This is a genomic window from Olivibacter sp. SA151, assembly GCF_054130995.1.
This window is the reverse complement of the sequence record NZ_CP096391.1, coordinates 5,294,196-5,316,545: the sequence shown is the minus strand read 5'-3', so window position 1 is coordinate 5,316,545 and position 22,350 is coordinate 5,294,196. Positions and strand designations below refer to the sequence as shown.

Below are 22,350 nucleotides of genomic sequence, written 5' to 3'. Positions count from 1 at the left end.
TGATGAAACTAAAACCGTATATCAAAACATTGGCTATTGTATCCTTTTTAGGGATGAGCGCCTGCACAAAGGACTTTGAAGAAATTAATACCGATCCCAATAAGTTGGAGGTGGTATCACCAGGTAGTATGCTTACACCCGTTATCTATAACATGAGCACTTATTTTACCGAGCAGAGCTACAACTTTGATTGGCAGATGATGCAGGTATGCATTCCTCATCCAAGCGTTTCTAATGGGATTCACCGTTATGACTTGAATGAAAATTCAGGAAATGGAACTTGGAATACGTGTTATAAGTGGATGGCCAATATTAGGGAGATGGAAACTGCAGCCGACAATTACAATTTACCTGTCTACAGGGCTGTAGCGGCTACCTTAAAGGCCTATATAATGGGGATTCTCACCGACAGTTTCGGAGATGTCCCTTTTTCTGAGGCAATGAAGGCCGCTGAAGGTATCAGTCAACCACGCTTTGATACACAACAGGAAATTTATGAAAACCTTATTGCACAATTAGAAGAGGCGAATACCATTTATGCGACAGATGACTCCAAGATGTTTGGAGAGGATCTGCTTTATAGTAACGATAAGACGAAGTGGCAGCGCTTTAATAACTCCTTGTTGATGCGTTTATTGCTGCGCATGTCTAAAAGAACGGAAATGAATAGCTATGAACGGTTGCAAACAATAATCGATAATCCGGATCAATATCCGGTGTTCACAAGTAATGCTGAAGCTGCCTTTGTAACCATTACAGGAAATTCCCCTTATGATTATGCCTGGGGCAGAAGGCAGGATTATGCCAATGCTAAGGCTATGGCATCCTTCTTTGTCGATTTACTAAATGCACAAGAAGATCCGAGGCGTAGCTTGTTTATGACAGGAGCGAGCCGTTTAGAAGGGGGTAAGCCCGTCGATATCGGTTATAAAGGCGTACCGGCGGCGCATTCAGGGGATGCCTCACAATTCAATTTCAATCCAAGTCAGCCGAATGCCGACCTCATGGTTTATACCACTTTGGGGACGGAGATTGTTGAAGTGATGATGAGTTATGCCGAGGTGGAGCTTATTAAAGCGGAAGTAGCTTTGGAACGAGGAGATTTAAATGCGGCAAAAGCAGCTTACGAAAAAGGTGTTGCTGCAGGGATCACCCAGTGGAAAAATGGTGTTATGCCCCAAGGCTATCTAAACCATCCCGTGGTAGCATTCAATGGAACGATGAAGCAGTTGATGGAACAAAAGTATATTGCTCTATTTTATAATGATTATCAGCAGTGGTTTGAGTATAGGCGAACCGGTTACCCGGAACTTCCGAAAACAGAGTATATGCTACATGATGGTGTCATGCCAACCCGTTTCATGTATCCAACAGAAATCCGCAGATCAAATCCAACGAATTACCAGGAAGCGGCTAATCGGATCGGTGGTGATGATATCATGACGAAAGTTTGGTGGGATAGATAAAAAAATAACTGATCGTATCAAAACAAAGGCGAGGCCCTAATCACTACGTTAGCGCCTCGCCTTTGTTTTATAGCTCTTTTATTGTCTTTCCTGTGAACGCCGATTATCGACGGGTACTTTATAGTATACCTCGCCGTCATCGTTCAATGCATTCAGTGATTTCACGAGACTATCGACTTCGGTAGCCAATACGTTTTCCATCACCAGCGTCACGACCCCATGATGACGCATGAAAATGTTAAATAACATCATGTTAACTTATTTATACACACAACGCACAGTGGGGATTCTTGTTACTTGGTAAGATTCTGTATCACAAAGCTTTTATATCATTGAAAGAACCCCTCCCTATAGGTTTTAGAATCAAAGGTAGCGGATAATTTCGAAATACGAAATACCTACAAATTAGGAAATAGAAAGTTGTGCCGATTATGTTCGGCAATATGAAGGTTAGTGAATTTTCAAAGCGATGATCATAGGGCCATGATCACCGCCGTTGTTCAGGTATTCTTGGTTAAATAATTTCTTTGTTTTTTATGCAAGCTGACTGCAACTGTTTCATTAATTTCTTTGAATGAAAAAGCTCGTTGATCATTTGTTGATCATCGGTATTCCGTGCACCTGATCCTACAAAACTTACACGTTCTTCTTTAAATAATTTCTGTGCTACACGCTTTGCGTCGACCCCATTAGATCCAGCTAAGGAAAGTAAATCACTTTCATACAGGCATCCTTGCAAGTGAAGGCGTGTTATATTCCGATAGTTATCTTGCAAGCAAGCGTATTGCTCTGTTTTAGCCAGTACCGGTTGCAGGCCTTTACCGGTGAGATAAGCGACGACATCTTCCAGATCGCGGCTTAAAATATCTGCCGGTGCCTCTAACAGCACATAATTTTTTCCAAAAGTCTCTAATTTTTCTTGTTGAAGAAGGGCTCCGTCCGTATCCAAATGATAAAGCCTAATTGAATGTATTGGCAAGGCGCTGTTAAACGTTTTAGCATCTACAGCATCCTGACTCACAGCTCCGAAGATGCAAGCATAGCCGGCGTTTTTCAGTTCTTCGGTTACATCAGTGCTATTGAAATAGCCGAAACTTGGTTTCAGTAAATCAATATGTATATCGGCAGCGAGTATGCTTCCAACCCTATTGCCTGTATACGTTGCTGATTGAGTTGGTAAAATTGAAAACATTCTTATATAATTTATACAATACTTGTGATATGATGTATAAATATAATCGTATTTGCTCAACTCGTTTCGCAAGTGTTTTCGTTTTGTGTCTAAATGACGTATTTCTGTGTGTAAACTGATGGCTATTTGTTCGGTTTGTTAGGAATATGCTAAACAATCAATAAATTTGATTTGATATCCGCAAAGTAAGTCCGACCTATCGGTATACCGGTGCCATCTTTCAGCTTTAGTTCCAATTGGTTAAAAGAATGAATATGGGAACGATTGACAAGGTATGACTTATGTACACGTAAAAAAGGGTGTCCTGCAGGTAATTTAGCTTCGAATTCCTTTAAATTTTTTCGAAGGGCTACTCTTCTGGTGCCAATCTGCAATTCCACATAATTACCATTTGCCTTAATAAAAACTAAGTCCTTTAACGATACGTGATGTTTATTCCGACCCATAGGCAGAAACAAGCTTGGCTCGTCTGTTTTTTGAAAATGACTCATGGCAATCTCGATGGCAGCATATAAGTCAATCTTGGTAAAAGGTTTGATAAGGTAACCGTAGGGCCGTGTATCTTTTGCGTTTTCGATCGTGGCGGGTTCCGCGTGCGAGGTCGTAAAAATGAAGGGTATACCCTTAATGCGTAACACGCGAGCCACATCGATACCGCTTCGTGCACTGCGTATGCCAATGTCTAAAAGCACGAGATCCGGCGTTTTTTCTTTTACGAGGCTTAATGCTTCCTCGTAATCAGCCGCTATACCGCACACGGAGTAACCAACTTCTTCGAGCATTTCCTGCATGTCCAATGCAATGATCATCTCGTCTTCAACTATAAGAATTCGTAAATTTTGCATCTATGTACTTCTGAAATTAATTTTAAAAATGGAGGCTTCGTTAAATTCGTAATGGATCGTTCCCTGTAGTTGTTTTGTAAGGTTGGTTAGCAGGCGTAGGCCCATGGTACCTGTTTGTTCCCAATTGATGCCCGAAGAAATGCCCGGGCCGTTGTCACTGTAATACAAACGATAGTACCCTGCTTCTGTGGGCGTAACCTGGATGGTTACTTGTAGGTGTTCATCTTCTTGTCTCGCATATTTAATTGAATTGGTAATCAGTTCGGTAATCAGTAAACCATACGGTATGATAACATCAGTTTTTACTTTAGCCGCACAGATATTGATTTTTTTTTGTATTTGTTCTTGTCCGCTATAACTCTTTACGATGTAATGGACTAAATCTTTCGTATAGTTTGCTAAATCAATGGTGTCATGTAAATTATCAGTGTATAGCTTTTGGTGCACTAAAAGCATCGATTGAAGTCGCACAGCGCTATCGTGAAGGGCTTTTTTTACTTCGGGGTGCTTACTTGTACGTATGTGCATGTTCAATAAAGAGGACGCAAACTGTAGATTATTCTTGACGCGATGATGTGTTTCGTTTATGAACAGCTCGTGCGATTCTGTTTTGTTGCGTAAAGCCTGATAACGTTCGTCTAACTCAGCATATTCTCGCTTTAGCCTGTGAATACGTTGTCTATTTTTGTGCCGGCTAATAAAAAAGATACTCACAACGGTGAGAACAAAGCCAAGGATACCGAAAAAGCCGGCGTCCAAAAGTGCAAACATACCCTTCATTCGCATGGGAATAGGCTTTTTAGGAATATCACTGATTAAAAATGGTATCACAATATCTCTTTCTTTTAGACGTGAAAAAAGCAAAATTCTCTTAGTGGTAAAGAACGTATTGCCTGTTTGCTGAGTATCTTATTTGCAAATTCGCTATTAAATATTAAAAATCATGCCAATATTTTTAATTTTCCACTCGATTTCTTTTTAAAAAATGTAAAAATGTCTTGTTGCGTTTAAAATCGCTTTTTCTTGCTGATATTAAATTTATATTAATTGTGTTAACTCTATGTTTTTGTGCATTTAAGTTGGTTTTTTTCACGATTTTATGAAAAATATGTATGCAATATGGCCTTTTCTTGAATTTTATTTACCGGTATGATGTTTGTTGAGCGCATTTCACAGGAATAAACATTTTTGTTAAATTTTTCTCGTAATTTCCCTTTTATGGATTTAAGCAGCCGTTACCTCTTTCATTTTACACACGTAGTTACCGATTTTTTCTTTATTATCCTTTCCTTTTTACTTGCTGTTCGATTTAGTAACTACGAGTATTTTTATCAGCTGAGCCTTTATGATGCGGGATTTCTACTTTTTTTGCTTTGTGGGTGGTACTTTACCGCTCGTTCCAATCGATTATATGAAGATAAGATCCAAGAAAACCAGATGCGTGAACTGTTTAAAACAGCTAATACGATTTTATGGCAGGTGATGTTGGTGGTTTTGTTCATTTTTGCTGTAAAGGAAAATGACTATTCGCGAACTTTTGTTGTGATCTATGGCTGTCTGGTTGCTTTCTTCATACCTTTCAGTAAGATTCTGCTTAAGAAAATCTATTTGATGGTATTTCGCCATGGCTACTTACGCCGTCGTGCACTCGTGATTGGAGGGGGAGCGCATGGCCAGCAATTTTGTAGGTATATCAAAGAAAATAAGTATTACGGCTATGAAGTGGTGCGCCACATTCAGGGCGCCTTGACTTTTTCCCAGCCGGCCCAAAGCTTTGGGGAGCGTATATTGATGGTGGGAGGGCAACCCCTAGGCGATATCAACGACATTGATGAGGTGTTTATTGCGGATGGTCCGGAAACATCTTATAATACGAAAGAAATCGCTTCTGCCTTAAGTGCCCACGCGGTAAGACTTCGCATTATTCCGGATGTCTTTCAAATGAGTAATTCCGGGATGTATACCTTTAGCATGATTGGTGGTTTTCCGTTGTTGAGCGTACGGAATGAGCCGCTAGAAGATATTTATAATCGGGCAGCAAAAAGGGCCTTTGATATTTTCTTTAGTTTATTTGTGCTGGTCTTCGTATGCTCCTGGCTGTTTCCTCTTATTGCTATTCTCATTAAGTTGGGATCGGAAGGCCCCGTGTTTTACAAACAAGAACGTTGGGGTAAACGCAACCGACCTTTTCTCTGTTATAAATTCAGATCAATGTATGTGAAGGCTCCTGATATCAATCAGGCTGGTAAATTTCAACAGGCGCAAAAGAACGATCCCCGGATTACGCCGATCGGGCGTTTCCTTCGCAAAACAAGCTTAGATGAATTTCCTCAATTCCTAAATGTGCTTTGGGGCGAAATGTCGGTGGTAGGGCCTCGTCCGCACGCTTCGCTGATGAATGTCGAATCTACCTATATTGTAAAAAACTACCTTGTACGCCATCAAGCCAAACCCGGTATTACGGGATGGGCTCAAGTGAACGGACTACGCGGAGAATCCGGAAATCCGAATCTATTAAAAGCGCGAATCGAACATGATATCTGGTATATTGAACACTGGACTTTTTTGCTCGATTTGAAAATTATTTTCTTAACCTTCTGGCGAATGATTATCGGCGATAAGCAGGCTTATTGATTAGTGAACAAGGGAGTTTGTTAGTAGGCGATAGGCTTTAAGCAATAAGCTATAGGCGATGAGTGGTGAGTTATGAATGATGAATGATGAGTTATGAATGATGAGTAATAAGCTATAAGGCTTGTATTGCTGCTGCTATTCATCACTTACAACTCGCAATTACACTAACTACTGAACGACTTAACTATTTAACGACTCAACTACTGAACGACTTAACTACTCGACTACTCCCTAACTAGTGAACAAGGGAGTTTGTTAGTAAGCGATAGGCTTTAAGCAATAAGCTATAGGCGATGAGTGGTGAGTGATGAGTGGTGAATTATGAATGATGAGTGATAAGCAATTACCCTAACTACTGAACGACTTAACTATATTAACGACTCAACTACTCAACTACTGAACGACTCAACTACTGAACTACTCAACTACTCCCTATTACGTAAAACATAGGACTTAAAACTTACAACTCACAAAACGTGATTCCTCATACTCATAATTGAACCATTGGTACACATTTGTATGATTATATTTCGTTGATTGTGTTGCTTTTATCCATATTTGCCTTTGGAAAATAAAGATTTTTTATTTTAGGATCAAGGTATTCGCCAATTACACCTGATATCATCTGTACGTTAAAAAATGTTAAAACTCATTGTTTTATACAAAAATATCTAGTGTTAGGTATATATATGAAAAAGATTATTATGTACATTTGTGCCGTAAAAAACAACTGTAAGTACCTAATTGTAAAATTGTTAAATGAATAGTAAAAGTAATGCACCGGCCTTATTGAGGCAAGGACCGAGGCTTCCGTTGAGCGAGAGAGGGCGCTCTGGAAGCAATAGTAAGAAACGAGAAATAATTATTGAAGTGTCGCGGCAATCTCCTTTCATGCCCGTATATGATGATTTTGAAATCAACGATGGTTATCTGACTTTATTTGCGAAATAATTATAGATTAGATTTTTACTTAAACCGATCTTTGGGCGCGACAGGGCCTACTAGGCTCACAGACATAAATTTGAGGCTTGTTTCCAATTTAGTTATCAGAAATTGCGAAGCAGGCTTTTTTATTTTTAGCGTGTTCCGGCTATAAACCTCCCCATTTTCTTCTGTACATATTTACACAATATTGTGTAGTTCGTACACAAGTGCCTTGTGGCTTTTTGTTTACTGTCATTTTGCGTAGTATTTTCGAAATAAATCAATCAGTTGATCATTTGCTTAACTTTTATTTAACAAGCGATCTTGTTTTTTGATAAATATTCATTTTAGCTTGTGCTTAATCTGTGCTCATTTGAGCAAGTTGGCGCATATTAAGGACAGAATTGAAAAATATAGCCCGTTTCTATCATGCGCATCTCATACAAAGCTGATTTTTTCGAGGAAGTTAAAAGAAAAATAACATCCCAGGGTTTCCGGATTGTTGGTCTTGATCATTCGCAGCCGTGGGGTGGTTCATTAGTGATCGACGAAAGCCAAGCACAACGCTTCGCTGACCTATTTTTTCAAGAGGTTATACAGTCTCAAGAGAAAAAGGCCGCTCATCCCTCTAAACCCAAAGTCTTGGTTATTGAACCAAAGCAAGCTATTGCTTGGCAATATCATCAACGTAGGGCCGAATGGTGGCAAGTGATTGTAGGCGAAGTAGGCGTGATTACCAGTGATGACGATGAAGAAAGAAGGCTATTGGTTAAGCAGTCAAAAGATATCATTGAACTGAGGCCCGGAAAGAGACACCGCTTGGTAGGATTAGAGGATTGGGCTGTTATCGCACAGCTTTGGAACCATGTGGATGTTCAGTATCCTTCGGATGATGCCGACGTAATACGATTGAAATTATAGCTCATAGGAGTGAAATAATATAAAAACAATGTAACATATGAAGACAGCATTAATTACTGGTGTAAATGGGCAAGATGGAGCCTATCTTGCAGAACTTTTATTAGAGAAAGGCTACATGGTGCATGGTGTTAAACGCCGTTCGTCATTGATCAACACCGATCGTATAGACCATCTATATCAAGACCCACACAGCGAAAATGTGCGCTTTAAGTTGCATTATGGCGACATGACAGATAGCACCAACCTGATTCGTATTATCCAGGAAACGCAACCCGATGAAATTTACAATTTAGCGGCGATGAGCCACGTAAAGGTAAGTTTTGATACGCCGGAATATACTGCTAATGCCGACGGGATAGGAACTTTACGTATTCTAGAGGCCATCCGTATTCTTGGTTTGGAAAAGAAAACGCGCATTTACCAAGCTTCGACCTCTGAACTATATGGTTTAGTGCAAGCAGTACCGCAAAGCGAAACCACACCCTTTTATCCACGGAGTCCTTACGCCGTAGCTAAGTTATATGCTTATTGGATTACGGTGAATTATCGTGAAGCGTACAATATGTATGCCTGCAACGGAATCCTGTTTAACCACGAGAGCCCCTTACGTGGTGAGACGTTTGTGACGCGGAAAATCACACGAGCGGTGGCGGCTATTTCTCTAGGCCTGCAGGACAAGATGTTCTTAGGCAATTTGGATGCGCGCCGCGATTGGGGACATGCCAAGGACTATGTAAAAGCAATGTGGCTTATCCTACAACAAGAAAAAGCGGAAGATTATGTTATTGCAACCGGAATTACCACACCGGTGCGTGATTTCGTAAAAATGGCTTTTGCGGAAGTGGGCGCCGAAATAGAGTTTAAAGGTGAAGGTGTAAATGAAAAAGGATTTGTCAAGTCACTAAGCAATCCGGAATATGATGCTTTACAGATAGGACAAGAGGTAGTATCTGTAGATCCGGCTTATTTCCGTCCGACGGAGGTTGAGTTATTGATCGGTGATCCGACTAAGTCGAAAACAAAATTGGGCTGGGAGCCGGAATATGATTTATCTGCTTTGTGCCGCGAAATGGTGGCTTCGGATATCGAGGTGTTTAAAAAGGACAATAAAACGCAGTGGGAGCATTTGGCGGGGTAGGTACACATCATAAGTAAGAGATCATCATAAAAGAATGAATGAGTAATTCAAAAAAGCAAATTCTTAGCGGGGTAGTATGGAAGAGTGTGCAAATGATTGTCAATCAGTCGTTTTCATTTGTGGTTCGATTGCTGCTTGCGAAGCTCTTATTTCCTGAGGAATTTGGGGTAGTAGGAATGGCGACTGTTTTTACCGGTTTTGTGCAAGTTTTGACAGAGCTCGGAATAGGATCTTCTATCATTCAGAAAAAAGATGGAGAGCTTGATGAAAAGCACTTTAGTACGGCTTTTTGGACGGGCGTTCTATGGTCTGTTGCTCTATTTCTTGTGATGTCCTTTATGGTTGCTCCACTAGCGGCAAAATTTTATAATGAGCCAATTTTGATTACACTGATTCCGGTTATTAGCACAGGCATACTAGTAAGCCCTATCAATTTAGTTAATAGAGCTCAACTCGCTAAAAAGATGGACTTTAAAACAATTGCAAGGATTGACAACATGGCGACGATATTTGCTGGTGTGCTGTCTTTGGTACTTGCTTATTTCGGAGCCGGTGTCTGGTCGCTTGCCTTCAATTCTACCGCTACGATTGTTTTTGCTATCCCCTTGTATTTTAAAGCTACTGGTTGGTACCCGAAATTAATTTGGGATAATATAGCATTTAAAGAACTTTTTGGGTTTGGTATGTTTATAACTGCTACCAATATCGTGAACTACTTAACGAATAATCTCGACTACTTGATTATTGGTCGCTTATTAAACGCAGAATTACTAGGAGCTTACACATTGGCCTTTATTCTCACAGACACTTTCAAGAATCGAATTATGCAAGTGATGAATAGTGTTATGTATCCGTTCTACGGAGGAATACAGGATAATGTGGAACAGGTACGGAAATATTACCTTAAAGTAGTAGAATATAACAGTATAGTGGTTTTTCCGATCATGGTTTTTCTTGTAGTATATGGTCAAGAGCTCGTATATAGCTTTTGGGGTGCTAAATGGAGTGAAACCATCGATCCGCTCAAAATATTAGCAGTTTCAGTTATGTTCCATATGATGGTAAATAGCAATACTGTTCTAATAAGGGGCTTAGGATATCCGAAATTGGAAATGAATTTACAAATTTTTAAAGCGGTCATTTTTGTACCATTTTTATATTTTTTTATTCATTTCTGGGGAATTAGAGGAGCCGCTTGGGCTGTATTGGTAAACAAGGTCATTGCAGTGGGGTTAGCACAGTACACATTTAATCGACTGATTAATGTAAAAATTTCCACCAGTCAATTCCTTCGCGCTTTGCAAGTGCCGTGTTTAGCGTCGGCAGCGGCTTTTGGGCTTGGTTATCTAGTCAAATACTACAGCATTCATTACATTGTAGGAGGTGGTATTATGTTACTTGCCTATGTATTGGTCGTTTGGCTGTTTATGAAAGGCGAGCTTGCAACGATTGTCAGCGCCTTTCGTAAAAAGAAGCAAAGTTTAATATAAACGTATTTGTATAAATTAATATGTTCTCATTTGCAAAGAAATCAGTTAAACGTTCCCTGTCTCTAATGGCTTCCAAATCGGCAGAGCTATGGAAGATTCAAACGTTAAATCAACTCCGCTATAAGTTTAATGCACTTCGGGAGGGCATTGAAATCAATAAGTCTGAGAAGACTGTATTATTTAATCTTCGACGGAATATCCACCGATTGGAAAAAGGACTTTCTTATCCGACAGCGAAAAGTGTCTTTGCGGAAGACTACGTTACAGCAACGGTTAAATTGTTGAGTGTTGGCTTAAGGACAGATGAATTAGACGAACACACAATTTGTTGGGCAACGTCGGTACTCTCCCTTTATTTTCAGGTTGTTCAGGAAACACCGATTATAAAAGAGGCCAAAAGTACTTTTGACGAGTTGCTTTTAAAGCTAGGAGACAGCTACAAAAAAGACCATGTTCCATATTTAAGTTCAAAACGTCCCGACTTAAATATTTCTTATAGCGAGCTAATGAATTTGTCAATCAGACGACGTAGCGTTCGTTATTTTGAAGATAAGAAGGTTGATCTTAATGTTGTCAAGCAGGCATACGATATCGCTAAATATGCGCCAAGCGCTTGCAATAGACAATCTTTTCAATTTCTTTTTTATAATGAAAAGGAGTTGGTAGATAAACTCGCTAACGTTCCAGGGGGAGTTGCTGGATATACATTGCCTGCAGTTATTGTGGTGGTAGGCAGATATGACGGTTATTTTGATGTTCGCGACATCAATGCTCCGGTTATCGATGCAAGTCTCAGCATTATGAGTTTCTTATACGCCGCTGAAACGTTGGGGTTAGGGACTGTCTGCATTAACTGGCCTAATTTACCCGATCGGGAGAAAAAAATCAGAAAGTTGCTGGATATAAAGTCTTACGAGTTTGTGATTATGCTGATTGGCCTCGGATATCCACTTGACGCCGGTAAAATACCTTATTCAGCCAAACGACCCAATGAAAACGTTCTCCTCTTTAATGAGCGAGTCAAAGATAATAGCATTTAAATAATTAATTCAGTTAATTCTCACGGTCATACTTTAGACATGGAAAAGATTCAAATAGATGGAACGAATACCTTAAATAAAGGTGCTGAATTAATGCTCTATGCAATTTTAGAGCAGATAGAAGCCCGCCATCCGCGTGCGGTAGTTTACTATAATTTTAACGAACGGGGTGAAACAGGAGCGATAGATACCAAGTTGAATTTAAAAAAGAGGCCAGGATTAAAATATGGTCGATATCCTGCTGCGTTGCTAAAAAAGCTAAAGTTACCCCATAGTTATTTTACGCCTCAGTATGCTATAAGCGGCTTAGAGCTCATTTTAGACGGCGCAGGTTTTCAGTTTTCCGATCAATGGAAATATTCGCAAGAGCGACTTAATAAGTTGGAGACTTATTATGCCGGTTTAAAGAGAAAAGGTGCCAAGATTGTATTGCTTCCTCAGGCTTTCGGACCATTTGAAACACCGGCAGGTAAACGTATTGTTCAAATTATTGACAAATATGTTGATATAGCCATTGCCCGCGAAAAGATCTCCTATGATTACCTAATAAAAGCGGGAGCGGACGCGCAAAAGGTATGGTTGTATCCAGATTTTACTTTATTGGTTAAGGGTGAGTTTCCAGCACGGTATGATCATCTGAAGGGAAAAGTTTGTATAATACCGAACAGAAAGATGGTAACACACGCTTCAAGCAATACTGAAGAATACATAGCATTTCTCAAAAAGATTATTCAAGAGGTAGAAAACAACGGTAAAGATGTTTTTTTACTGAATCATGAAGGTAGTGGCGATTTAGCTTTTTGTCATAAAATTAATCAAAGCTTTAACAATAAGTATGAAGTCGCCACAGGTTTAAGCTCAAAACAAGTAAAAGGACTAATAGGAGCATCCTATTTGGTGGTTTCTTCTCGATTTCATGGCGTAGCTAGCGCTCTTAACCAAGGTGTACCCTGTTTAGCGACTAGTTGGAATCATAAGTATGAAATGTTGTTTGAAGATTTTGGACAAAGTGGAAGTGTTTTAAATGTGGGCGATGACTGGACAAAAACGCAACAAAAGTTGGTTACAACTATATTGGCCCACGATGAGATCAGTGCTTTGCTTCTTAAAAAGAAGGAGGAGTTGGCTGTTAAAACAAATGAAATGTGGACCCAGATATGGAGCGAAGCGCTTTCTAATTAATAACTATGGTGAAAGTGGCATTTATAACGCATTATAATAGCATGAATGGGGCCAACCAATCGTTGTTGGCGCTTATTAAATACGTGCGTCCATTTGTGCATATAGAAGTTGTGATGATCTACGGAACCACAGTTAAGGAGGACGGATTATATAAAGAATTGACGAATTTGGGTGTTAATGCAGAATTCGTGAATCTTAAGTATTTTCTATATTATTCAAATAGGTACGTTGGCATCTTTACGATCCCCTTAAAGATTTTCCATAATTTAAAGCACTGGAGAGATATTACCCACCGTTTAAGAAACGCGAAGGTCAATATCATTTATAGTAATTCCTCTCTTGAAAATTCGGGACTCTTGCTAGCGCGGATACTAAAAGTTAAACACGTTTGGCATATAAGAGAATTCGGGTTTAAGGATTATGGATACAGGCATATTGGGTCTGATTGGGGAAAGCGGAAAGTATTAAAGCAGAGTGATCAACTCATCGCGATATCGAAGTCTATCCACGATTATGTTGGCTTACCTCATAAAACGAAACTTATCTACAATGGTGTATTTTCTGCGGAAAACTTAAAAACTTTGAGCGTTTCTTATGAAGCCGACGGGACTGTTAACTTAGGTGTGGTAGGACTTATCAGCCGAACTAAAAATCAAAAGGAAGCGGTAGAGTTGATGAAACTACTTAAGGATGAACGCGTGAACCTGCATATCTACGGAGGAATCGGTGATCAGGATTATTATAAAGAACTACAGGATTATATCATTAAAAATCAGTTGGAAAGTAGGGTCTTTTTTAAAGGCTTTGTAAAAGATCGTGAAAAGCTATATGCCGAAATAGATATATTGTTAATGTGCTCCAGGAATGAGGCATTCGGACGAGTCACAGTGGAAGCAATGGCCTTTGGAATACCCGTAGTAGGATATGACAGTGCAGGAACTTCGGAACTTATAGCTGATGGAGTGAACGGGCTGCTTTATGACGGAGTAAACAAAAGTATTTATCAAGCTGTAAACAGCTTAATAGAAGATAATATACAATATCGCAAACTGGCGGAGGCTGCACGGGAAACAGCTTATTTATATAGCATCGAAAATTATGGTGAGAATGTGCTAAAACTGATAGCGGTATGAAAGAAGAGAAAGTTTTAATCGTTGATTTCATGATCACGGGACATCACTCGGAATATATTGATCATCTTTTAACTTACCTTCAACAACAGGGTGATGCGCGTCAGTATATCTTTTTGACCCATCCTGACTTCGCATCGACTTTCCCTGCTATAGCAAACAAAACAGCTTATCCGGACGGCGCCAAACTAGAGACAATAACTTTAGAAGAATGGAATAACTTCCAGAAAAAAAAATTACTGGGCAAGTCGTTTTACGGATTGCAACTGGTTTCTAAATATGCTGAAGAATTTAATTCGCGGCGAGTATTATTGCTATACTTCAACTTTTTTCAATTTGCGTTACTCTTTGTTCGTCCAAAATTTACAATCAGCGGAATTTTATTCCTTCAGTTCTATAGGATGTCGAAGAAGGGCTTAAAAAATCGCTTAAAATACCATAGGAAATACTGGACAACCAAATTGCTAATGCTTAATAAAAAAATAAAAAGGATATATGTTTTAAATGATGAGGGAACCGTAGCTTATCTTAATCAGACTTTTAAGGTTTCCACTTTCAAAATGTTACCCGATCCAATTCCTCAGCTTAGCCCTTTAGTAGATTTTAATGTTTATCAGCATTATCATATTGCGACGAACAAGCAAATTCTATTGCATATCGGTGCCTTAGATGAACGTAAGGGTACTTTTGAATTCTTAAGAGCTGCTGCATACATTTCCAAAGGAATACAGCAGAATTTAGTGTTTTTGTTGGTTGGGAAAGGTAATAAAGAACGATTGTCTGAAGAAATTGAAAAGGTGGAGAAGTTAACTAATGTGCAGATTATCTGGGATAATCAATTTATAAGTAACGAAATGATGAAAGCTTTATTTGATCAATGTCACGCAGTGGTTATTCCTTACAAAAATCCGGAAGCTTCTAGCGGGATTTTGGGACATGCGGCAGCGGCGAATAAAATGGTTATTACTACAGGAAAGGGATTGTTAAAGGAGATAGTCAGTAAATATGGCCTAGGTTTACTTATCGAGGAGGTTTCCCCTGAGTTAATTGCCAGAAAAATTGACGAATCGATTAAAGGACATGTGGAAGTTAAGCGGGCTAGAGAATTTGTTTTAAATCGTACACCCAGAGTCTTTGCCGAAGACTTACTTAGATTATCATAAAAGAGCTGTTCAATAAAAGACTTAACAAATTACTTACTATCAGATTTATGTTAAAGAAAATTCTTTTGAACAAATGGACTAAAAGATTAGCAGGACGGATTACAATATTTGGCCAATATAATAGGTTAGTAAAACCCTACCAAGTTAATCTTATGTATTTTGACGAAAAAATAGGCCCAGAGAAGAAACCTAATGTTGGGGATCTGTTATCAAAAGTAACCTTTGACTATTTGATGAAATATAAAGGCGTTCAATCGTTACGAGCGAAACGTACAACAAGAATAACGTTTATAGGATCTGTCATTCAATTTTTAACAGCAGACGCAGTTGTTTATGGGAGTGGTTTTTTATTTGAGTATGTAGCAGAACAGTTTGCGAAGAAGCAGTTAAAACTTGATATTCGAGCGGTAAGAGGGCCATTGACTCGGGCGAAGTTGAAGGAAATTGGTTATTCGGTGCCGGAAGTATATGGCGATCCAGCTATATTATTACCCATTTTTTATAGTCCAACAATTGCCAGCCAAAAAAAGGACTTTTTGGTTATTCCCCATTGGAAAACGGTTGATAAATACGTTCAAATGGGGTACCCTGTATTATCTCCATTGACTGATGATTGGAAAAATTTTATCAATGAAATTGCATCTGCTAAATTGATCATCAGCTCTTCTTTGCACGGTGTGATCATAGCAGAGGCTTATGGTGTCCCTGCTATCCTCTTAGATGAAGTGGAAAAAGGTAATCTGTTCAAATATGAGGATTACTTTCTAAGCACTGGACGAAAAGAATTCGTAAAAGTAAAAACGGTTGAAGAAGGACTGGTTATTCCAACTCCTTCATTACCTAATCTAGAAACAATGAAAGATGAACTACTCAATGCGTTTCCAAGCGACATTTTTAGATAGCACTGATACTCGAATAGTATGGAAGAAAGGAAAAAGATTGCATATCTCATAGCCGCTCATAGCGATCCTGAGCATCTTGAGCGCTTAGTTAATGTGTTAGACTACAGCGCCGATTTTTTTATACATATCGATAAAAAGCAACAAATCGAACCTTTTTTGGAACGGATTGATAAAGCCAACGTGTTCTTTTTGAAAGGTAATGATCGTATAAAGGTATACTGGGGTGGTTTTTCGCAAGTACAAGCTACGCTTAATCTGTTGAAAAAATGCTTGGAAATAAATGACAGTAATCCCATGGAATACAAAAAGGTTGTCTTCATGTCCGGTGCCGACTATCCCATAAAAAATAATGAGTATATCCACCGTTTCTTTGAACAACATAAAGCCACCAATTTTATAAGGGGAATGAATATTACGAAGGCCAATACCGCTAAATACAACTTTTGTGTACGTAATTATTTATTCTTCGATTTCTTTGCCTATAACGGAACTGTAACGCGGGTGGTAAGGAAAATGTTGAACCTTGTGGTGAGTTCATTCAGAAGAAAACCCAATTATATCCGTACTACCAAAGGAAATAAAATAGACATCTTTCATGGTTCTTCTTGGTGGGCCTTAAATGTCGATGTAATTCGATATATTGATTGTTATGTTACCCAGCATAAAGAAATCAGTAGCTATTTTAAATATTCTTTAGCTTCTGATGAAAAGTTTTTCCATACGTTGTTCTTTAATTCAGATTTTGCCAATAGCAATTTATATAAAGGAGAAGAGCCTTATGTGCCTTTTACATCGGCGTTTGCCAACATTCACGTTATCGATCCTTCGTTAAAAAAATGGTTTAATTTGTCAGATTTTGATATTGTAAAGAATGCTGATCAACTATTTGTGCGCAAAGTTTCTTCTTCAGATTCTAAAGGCTTACTCGACCAAATTGACCGTGACTTATTGAAGAACGATCCGGCAAATTATAAGAGTGTTATTAGTTTTAATCATCAGTCAAATTAACGAATAGGAGATGAAACCGAGATGTAAATAATATTGACGCGCAGGGCAATTATTATTGACAAGTGTTTACATTTTCAGGTGTCAATGAGCTTCGCTGCCGCGTCGGTTATTTACTCGAGCTCTCATCAGCAATTAACGGCCGAAGTCAGTATGAGTGCTTATAAAAAATAAGCAAAAGATGAATAAAAGAAAATAATAAGATGAATATCTGTTAACAATAGTTGAATATAGGGTTTAATGCATCAGAAAATAGATCAAAATAAGGAGCGTATATTATTGGTAATATGCTCGCTAATTTTCCTGCTGGCTTCGTTTAGGACAGGGACATCAGGAGATGATGCCGTGGATTATTTTGTTCCTGGTTATATTGCATTTGTTCAAAAGCTCTCGTTACTTTTAGTAGGAGGCCTTATGCTTATTTCTTTGCTTATAAACCTTGGTAGGATGGATAAAAATCAAAGCATAGGCACACCTACCGGGCTCGTTTGCTATTTTATTTTTCAACTCATTATTGTTCTGACAGACTTCTTATATAAAAGTGATTTTCAAGATTTCTTTGTAAGAATCGGATTTATTATTCTCACATTTTTGTATTTTTTCTATGTGCTTCGATCGCTTCCTTTATATGGGTCTATCGGCAAAGGCGTATTAGTTTATTTTTTTTACGGTGCCTTAATTTTTGTGGCTATTAATGTGTTTTTAGCCTTATATCCTGGAGCAAATGTGGTATGGAAAGGCCGCTTGTTTGGTGTAACCGCACATCCAAACTTTTTAGGAATGTGCACTGCGATTGCTTGGATTGTTTCTTTTGCACTATTTATGCAGGCGGAGAATTTCAAAATCAAGATTTTCTTTCTTCTTGCGATGTGCCTAAGCATATATGGTTCTATTTTAACAGGTTCGAGAACCTCCCTGCTTTCGGGAACTTTGGGGATTGCTTTTATTTCCTCATATACTATGAAAAACAGCTCATTTAAGCCGGTTTTTGTATTGTTCATGTTAATTTTTGGATTATTTCTATATGCAAACTTGACGTTGAAATCATTAGATTTTGCTGGTCGAGGGAACACAAGGGAAGGTACTTGGGCGTCTATGTTAGAAAGGGCCTCTGAATTGCCTCTATTTGGATATGGGCGAGTGGGTGCAACAACAAACGCTTTCTTATTCGCAATTGTGGCAACAGGACTTTTTGGAAGCTTTTTTTTCTTTCGAAGTCTCATCGAACTAGTCAGATTGTTTTTTGAAGGTTTACCTCAGTATAATAAAACGATTGTAAACTTATTTAGAGGACTAGCTGTGTTTTTTCTGATCAGTTCAACTTTTGAGGGTTATTTATTAGATAGTGTAAGTATGCCGGTATTTACATATTGGTTGCTATTGACATATGTTAAATTTTAGTTATGACATTAAAGAACGTAGCGTTACTGAATCCTTTAGTTCCTCATTATCGTGAGGAGTTTTTTAAGCAGTTAGCAACTCACATCGACCTAGACATCTACATATATGAAGGAGGGAGCGAATACGCCAACTTTAATGTCAGCGATTTGCAGGTGAAGAAAATAAAGAGTTTCGGTTTCTTTGGGAATCGCTTCATTTTTTACAATATAATTCCATTAATGGCAAAAAAGTACGATACCCTTGTTCTTATGCTTCATTTTGGGCATATAAGCTCTTGGTTCCTTTTGCTTACACAAATTTTCCACCGAAAAAAGGTCATACTTTGGGGACAAGGAATTTCGATAAAGCGATATTTACAGGAACAGAAAAAGCCGAATCTTCTATTTCGGTGGATGATTCGCTTATCACATGGTGTGTGGTTGTATACGGAGGAAGAACAAAAGCAATGGAAGAAGATTTTTCCAACCAAATCGATCGTAGCATTAAACAATACCATATCTGGTGTAGAGGAAGTGCTAGCTACAAACTATACCGAAGATGAGCGAAGTGCCTTAAAAGAAAAGCATGGTATTCAGCAAGATATTTGTTTAATCTATTGTGCACGCTTTGATAACCCTTATCGAAGATTTGATCTTCTAACGCAAGCTATCGAATTACTGGACGCTAAAAAATACGGTTTTATTATTGTAGGAGAAGGAACTCATAAACCTAATTTTCAGTCTTACCCTAATGTATACGACTACGGTAAGGTTTATGAAAAGCATCTGAAGGATGAACTTTTCTCGATGGCCGATTTATATTACCAACCCGGTTGGATCGGTCTTTCGGTAGTGGAAGCGATGGCCTATGGTAAACCGATACTCACATTTAGAAGAAGTGATCAGGTATTGCAATGTGTTGAATACAGTTATATTAAAGACAGGCAAAATGGTATTCTACTAGATAATCTGGATGAGCTTAGGCAGACCCTATCAAATATGGTGCAAGAAGATATACAAGAAATGGGCGAAGCTTCGAAACAGTTCGTAAAGAATAAATTATTGATGAGAAACATGACAGAAAATGCTTTATCGATATTATGAGAGCCCGTATTTTACATATCATATCAACGATGGACCCCAAGGCTGGAGGGGTTAGTCAAGCTGTAAAAACAATGGTTAAGGGCTTAACCTTCCACAATATTTCTAGTGCCATCGTATCCTTGGATGATGTCGAAATTAGGAAGGATTATGTGGGGTTCGACCTGATTCCAATTGGTAAGGGTCTGACTTCTTGGAATTATCATAGCAAATTAACTCATTGGCTTAGGAGTAACATCGCTGCCTATGAAAACGTCATAGTGCATGGTCTTTGGCAATTCCAATGTTACGCTATTCTCAAAAGCATGTCGGCCGCGGCAAACACCAAAATTTATGTGATGCCACATGGTATGTTAGATCCTTATTTCCAAAAGTCAGCAGGGCGAAAATTAAAAGCTGTTAGAAATCAGTTGATTTGGTCTCTCATTGAAAATCGACTTATCAATAAGGTAGATGGGCTTTTGTTTACCTGCGAAACAGAAAAAATGTTGGCACATGAAACATTTAGAGGATATAGACCACGGCGGGAACTTGTTGTAGGCTTGGGAGTGGAGAAAGATTCGGAAGACGACTCGTCTATGGCGAATGAGTTTAGAGCGGCGTTTCCTCAAATACAATCAAATGGCTATCTATTGTTTATTAGTAGAATACATCCAAAAAAAGGCTTGGACTTGCTAATAAACGCTTATTTGAAACTAAAAAAGACAATAGGCAACCTCCCGCAGCTCGTTATCGCAGGGCCGGGACTGGAAACCGCCTTTGGGGAAGAAATTCAAGAGATAGCCGCTCAAAGTCCTGATATCATTTTTACCGGTATGCTGACAGGAAGATTTAAGTGGGGAGCTTTTTACGGTTGTGGCGCTTTTGTTTTACCAAGTCATCAAGAGAATTTTGGTATAGCGGTGGTAGAGGCACTTTCCTGCCAAAAGCCGGTATTAATTAGTAATCAAGTAAATATTTGGCGAGAAATTGAGGCAGAAGGAGGCGGAATCGTTGTGGAAGACACTTTGGAGGGAGTAGTCGAGTTGTTAAGCAAGTGGAGGGCATTGGCCGCAAGCGAAAAGATGGAAATGGGACGCAATGCGGAGAAAACATTTCATAAATATTTTACTGTAGGTATGGCAGCCAAGCGTTTAAAAGAAGCGTTGAATTATGACTAAAGTATATAATAAAGACACATATGTGGGAGCGTCCTTTTCCTTAAGTAACCGTTTGATGCGGATGCTTTGGGGCTTTGTCTATATTTTATTATTTAAATATTCGCCCCGCCCGTTTCATGCCTATCGTGCAGCTATTTTGAGATGCTTTGGTGCTAAAGTAGGTAAAGGAGTGCATGTTTATCCCGGGGTAAAGATTTGGGCCCCATGGAATCTGGATTTGAAGGATGAGTGTGGTGTTGCTAGTGGAGCCGAATTATACTCACAAGGGATGATTACAATTGGTTATCGCGCCATTGTGTCGCAGGGTTCTTATGTCTGTACGGGTACACATGATTATACCAAGATAGGGCATCCGTTATATACCCTGCCTATTGTTATTTCTGCGCGCGCTTGGGTCGCCGCGGATTGTTTTATACACCCAGGGGTTACTATTGGTGAAGGTGCCGTCATTGGAGCACGTTCAGTAGTTACGAAGGATATGCCCGCATGGATGGTTTGCGCCGGACATCCGTGTAAGCCCTTGAAGGAGCGGGTAATGGTCAATGAGCCAATGGAGCAATTAGCTAATTAGCTTGTTGTAAATCGTTGAGTCGAGAAATTGTTGAGTAGGGCAAGGAATAATGAGCCGATGTGATGATGAGCCAATGTGATAATGAGTTGAAGATTAGTGATTAATAGAGTGTATGAATGATAAACTTGCCTGGTAGGAGGTGTGACTGACAGCTGATGGCTGATAGCCGAAAGCTGATAAATAAACAAGAAATAATGAATAAGCCTACGCTTAAGGCCTAAAGCATACTGCCAAAAGCTATGTGACTAGTGGCCGATAGCCGAAAGCTGAAAGCTGTTAAATATGATTTCTGTACTGATTTTAACTAAGAATGAAGAACAAGATTTGCCAGGATGCTTAGCTTCGGTAGCCTGGTGTGATGATGTCCATGTTTTCGACTCTTTTAGCGAAGATCGTACCGTGGAAATCGCCCGGCAGGCCGGTGCTAAGATTACGCAACGTAAATTTGATAATTGGTCGGCACACCAAAATTGGGGTCTAGCCAATATTCCCTTTAAGTACGCTTGGGTTCTTTATATAGATGCTGATGAGCGGGTATCAACGGGTTTGCGGGAAGCACTCATGGCTTTCGATCAGCAAGGAGATGCAGTGGCTTATGAAATTCAACGACGTGATTTTGCCTGGAACGGCCGTTGGTTAAAACATGCTCAGATATCTCCTTTTTATCTGCGATTTTTTAGACCGGATAAAATGCGCTACGAACGTTTGGTCAACCCGGTGTCTTTGCCCGATGGACCAGTTGGCCGATTGAAGGGATACCTTGATCATTATCCCTTTAGCAAAGGTTTTCGCTACTGGTTGCAACGTCACTTGAGTTACGCCGATATGGAGGCAGCAATGCGCTTGGAAGACATGGGAAAAGGTACCAACTTCTCGTTACAAAAAGCGCTGTTCAGTAAGGATTTTACAGAAAAGCGCTATCACCAAAAGGGCTTATTCTATAAAATGCCAGGACGCCCATTTATTAAGTGGCTGTATATGGTGCTGTGGAGGAGAGCCTTTCTAGATGGCATAGCGGGAACTACTTATGCTACACTACAGTCGATCTATGAATATTTCATTGTCTTGAAGACAAAGGAGTTAGTGAGTAAACAAAATTCCAAATAG

The 22,350-nt window shown here is 39.2% G+C and carries 21 protein-coding genes; 16 read left to right on the top strand and 5 right to left on the bottom strand.

The window, feature by feature from the left end; translation table 11 throughout:
* The first annotated feature begins 2 nt into the window (after positions 1-2).
* The gene (locus M1D52_RS21675; protein ID WP_130856123.1) at positions 3-1,466 is read left to right on the top strand and encodes a SusD/RagB family nutrient-binding outer membrane lipoprotein; all 1,464 of its coding nucleotides are present in this window, start codon (positions 3-5) and stop codon (positions 1,464-1,466) included.
* Between the two features lie 78 nt (positions 1,467-1,544).
* On the opposite strand, the gene M1D52_RS21670 is transcribed toward M1D52_RS21675, so the two are convergent.
* The 4 genes from M1D52_RS21670 to M1D52_RS21655 all read right to left on the bottom strand — a co-directional run bounded on the left by M1D52_RS21670 (position 1,545) and on the right by M1D52_RS21655 (position 4,334).
* Positions 1,545-1,718, bottom strand: coding sequence for a hypothetical protein (locus tag M1D52_RS21670; RefSeq protein WP_013665216.1), 174 nt, complete (start codon positions 1,716-1,718; stop codon positions 1,545-1,547).
* Between the two features lie 262 nt (positions 1,719-1,980).
* A complete protein-coding gene (locus M1D52_RS21665; protein ID WP_013665217.1) occupies positions 1,981-2,658 on the bottom strand; it encodes a CpsB/CapC family capsule biosynthesis tyrosine phosphatase in 678 nt (225 codons plus the stop codon).
* Between the two features lie 149 nt (positions 2,659-2,807).
* Positions 2,808-3,503 carry a LytR/AlgR family response regulator transcription factor gene (locus M1D52_RS21660; RefSeq protein ID WP_437366139.1) on the bottom strand — a complete coding sequence of 232 codons (696 nt, stop codon included), beginning with the start codon at positions 3,501-3,503 and terminating at the stop codon, positions 2,808-2,810.
* Positions 3,504-4,334: a sensor histidine kinase gene (locus M1D52_RS21655; RefSeq protein ID WP_041387241.1), complete on the bottom strand. Its 831-nt coding sequence runs from the start codon at positions 4,332-4,334 to the stop codon at positions 3,504-3,506. It lies immediately after the preceding gene.
* A 387-nt stretch (positions 4,335-4,721) separates the two neighbouring features.
* Here M1D52_RS21655 and M1D52_RS21650 point away from each other — a divergent pair, with 387 nt between their 5' ends.
* From M1D52_RS21650 to M1D52_RS21600, 11 genes are all read left to right on the top strand, one after another.
* Positions 4,722-6,137: an undecaprenyl-phosphate glucose phosphotransferase gene (locus M1D52_RS21650; protein WP_437393517.1), complete on the top strand. Its 1,416-nt coding sequence runs from the start codon at positions 4,722-4,724 to the stop codon at positions 6,135-6,137.
* Positions 6,138-6,896: 759 nt separating this feature from the next.
* A complete protein-coding gene (locus M1D52_RS21645) occupies positions 6,897-7,088 on the top strand; it encodes a hypothetical protein (protein ID WP_013665222.1) in 192 nt (63 codons plus the stop codon).
* 402 nt (positions 7,089-7,490) lie between these two features.
* On the top strand, positions 7,491-7,982 hold the full coding sequence (locus tag M1D52_RS21640) for a cupin domain-containing protein (RefSeq protein WP_013665223.1): 492 nt from the start codon (positions 7,491-7,493) through the stop codon (positions 7,980-7,982).
* Between the two features lie 37 nt (positions 7,983-8,019).
* Positions 8,020-9,120 carry a GDP-mannose 4,6-dehydratase gene (gene gmd, locus M1D52_RS21635; protein ID WP_013665224.1) on the top strand — a complete coding sequence of 367 codons (1,101 nt, stop codon included), beginning with the start codon at positions 8,020-8,022 and terminating at the stop codon, positions 9,118-9,120.
* Between the two features lie 38 nt (positions 9,121-9,158).
* Positions 9,159-10,610, top strand: coding sequence for a lipopolysaccharide biosynthesis protein (locus M1D52_RS21630; RefSeq protein WP_437366135.1), 1,452 nt, complete (start codon positions 9,159-9,161; stop codon positions 10,608-10,610).
* 65 nt (positions 10,611-10,675) lie between these two features.
* Positions 10,676-11,650 (top strand): nitroreductase family protein, encoded by a 975-nt coding sequence (locus M1D52_RS21625; RefSeq protein ID WP_437393516.1) that lies wholly within the window; start codon positions 10,676-10,678, stop codon positions 11,648-11,650.
* A gap of 39 nt (positions 11,651-11,689) precedes the next feature.
* A complete protein-coding gene (locus tag M1D52_RS21620; RefSeq protein ID WP_437393515.1) occupies positions 11,690-12,832 on the top strand; it encodes a polysaccharide pyruvyl transferase family protein in 1,143 nt (380 codons plus the stop codon).
* A 5-nt stretch (positions 12,833-12,837) separates the two neighbouring features.
* A complete protein-coding gene (locus tag M1D52_RS21615; RefSeq protein ID WP_437366129.1) occupies positions 12,838-13,965 on the top strand; it encodes a glycosyltransferase family 4 protein in 1,128 nt (375 codons plus the stop codon).
* Positions 13,962-15,125, top strand: a complete 1,164-nt coding sequence (locus tag M1D52_RS21610) for a glycosyltransferase (RefSeq protein WP_437393514.1) — start codon at positions 13,962-13,964, stop codon at positions 15,123-15,125. Before M1D52_RS21615 ends, M1D52_RS21610 begins: the two co-directional genes overlap by 4 nt.
* Before the next feature lie 47 nt (positions 15,126-15,172).
* Positions 15,173-16,027, top strand: coding sequence for a polysaccharide pyruvyl transferase family protein (locus M1D52_RS21605; protein ID WP_437393513.1), 855 nt, complete (start codon positions 15,173-15,175; stop codon positions 16,025-16,027).
* A gap of 18 nt (positions 16,028-16,045) precedes the next feature.
* Entirely contained in the window at positions 16,046-17,035 is a 990-nt protein-coding gene (locus M1D52_RS21600) for a beta-1,6-N-acetylglucosaminyltransferase (protein ID WP_437393512.1), read from the top strand.
* Positions 17,036-17,697: 662 nt separating this feature from the next.
* On the opposite strand, the gene M1D52_RS21595 is transcribed toward M1D52_RS21600, so the two are convergent.
* On the bottom strand, positions 17,698-18,255 hold the full coding sequence (locus M1D52_RS21595) for a hypothetical protein (RefSeq protein WP_437393511.1): 558 nt from the start codon (positions 18,253-18,255) through the stop codon (positions 17,698-17,700).
* Between the two features lie 180 nt (positions 18,256-18,435).
* Between M1D52_RS21595 and M1D52_RS21590 the strand changes: the two genes are divergently transcribed.
* The 4 genes from M1D52_RS21590 to M1D52_RS21575 all read left to right on the top strand — a co-directional run bounded on the left by M1D52_RS21590 (position 18,436) and on the right by M1D52_RS21575 (position 22,350).
* Positions 18,436-19,515: a glycosyltransferase gene (locus M1D52_RS21590; protein ID WP_437393510.1), complete on the top strand. Its 1,080-nt coding sequence runs from the start codon at positions 18,436-18,438 to the stop codon at positions 19,513-19,515.
* Complete coding sequence (locus tag M1D52_RS21585; RefSeq protein ID WP_437366117.1) at positions 19,512-20,672, top strand: glycosyltransferase; 1,161 nt, start codon at positions 19,512-19,514, stop codon at positions 20,670-20,672. The genes M1D52_RS21590 and M1D52_RS21585 overlap by 4 nt, the downstream gene beginning before the upstream one ends.
* Positions 20,665-21,243: an LbetaH domain-containing protein gene (locus tag M1D52_RS21580; RefSeq protein WP_437393508.1), complete on the top strand. Its 579-nt coding sequence runs from the start codon at positions 20,665-20,667 to the stop codon at positions 21,241-21,243. The genes M1D52_RS21585 and M1D52_RS21580 overlap by 8 nt, the downstream gene beginning before the upstream one ends.
* 282 nt (positions 21,244-21,525) lie before the next feature.
* The gene (locus M1D52_RS21575) at positions 21,526-22,350 is read left to right on the top strand and encodes a glycosyltransferase family 2 protein (RefSeq protein WP_013665238.1); all 825 of its coding nucleotides are present in this window, start codon (positions 21,526-21,528) and stop codon (positions 22,348-22,350) included.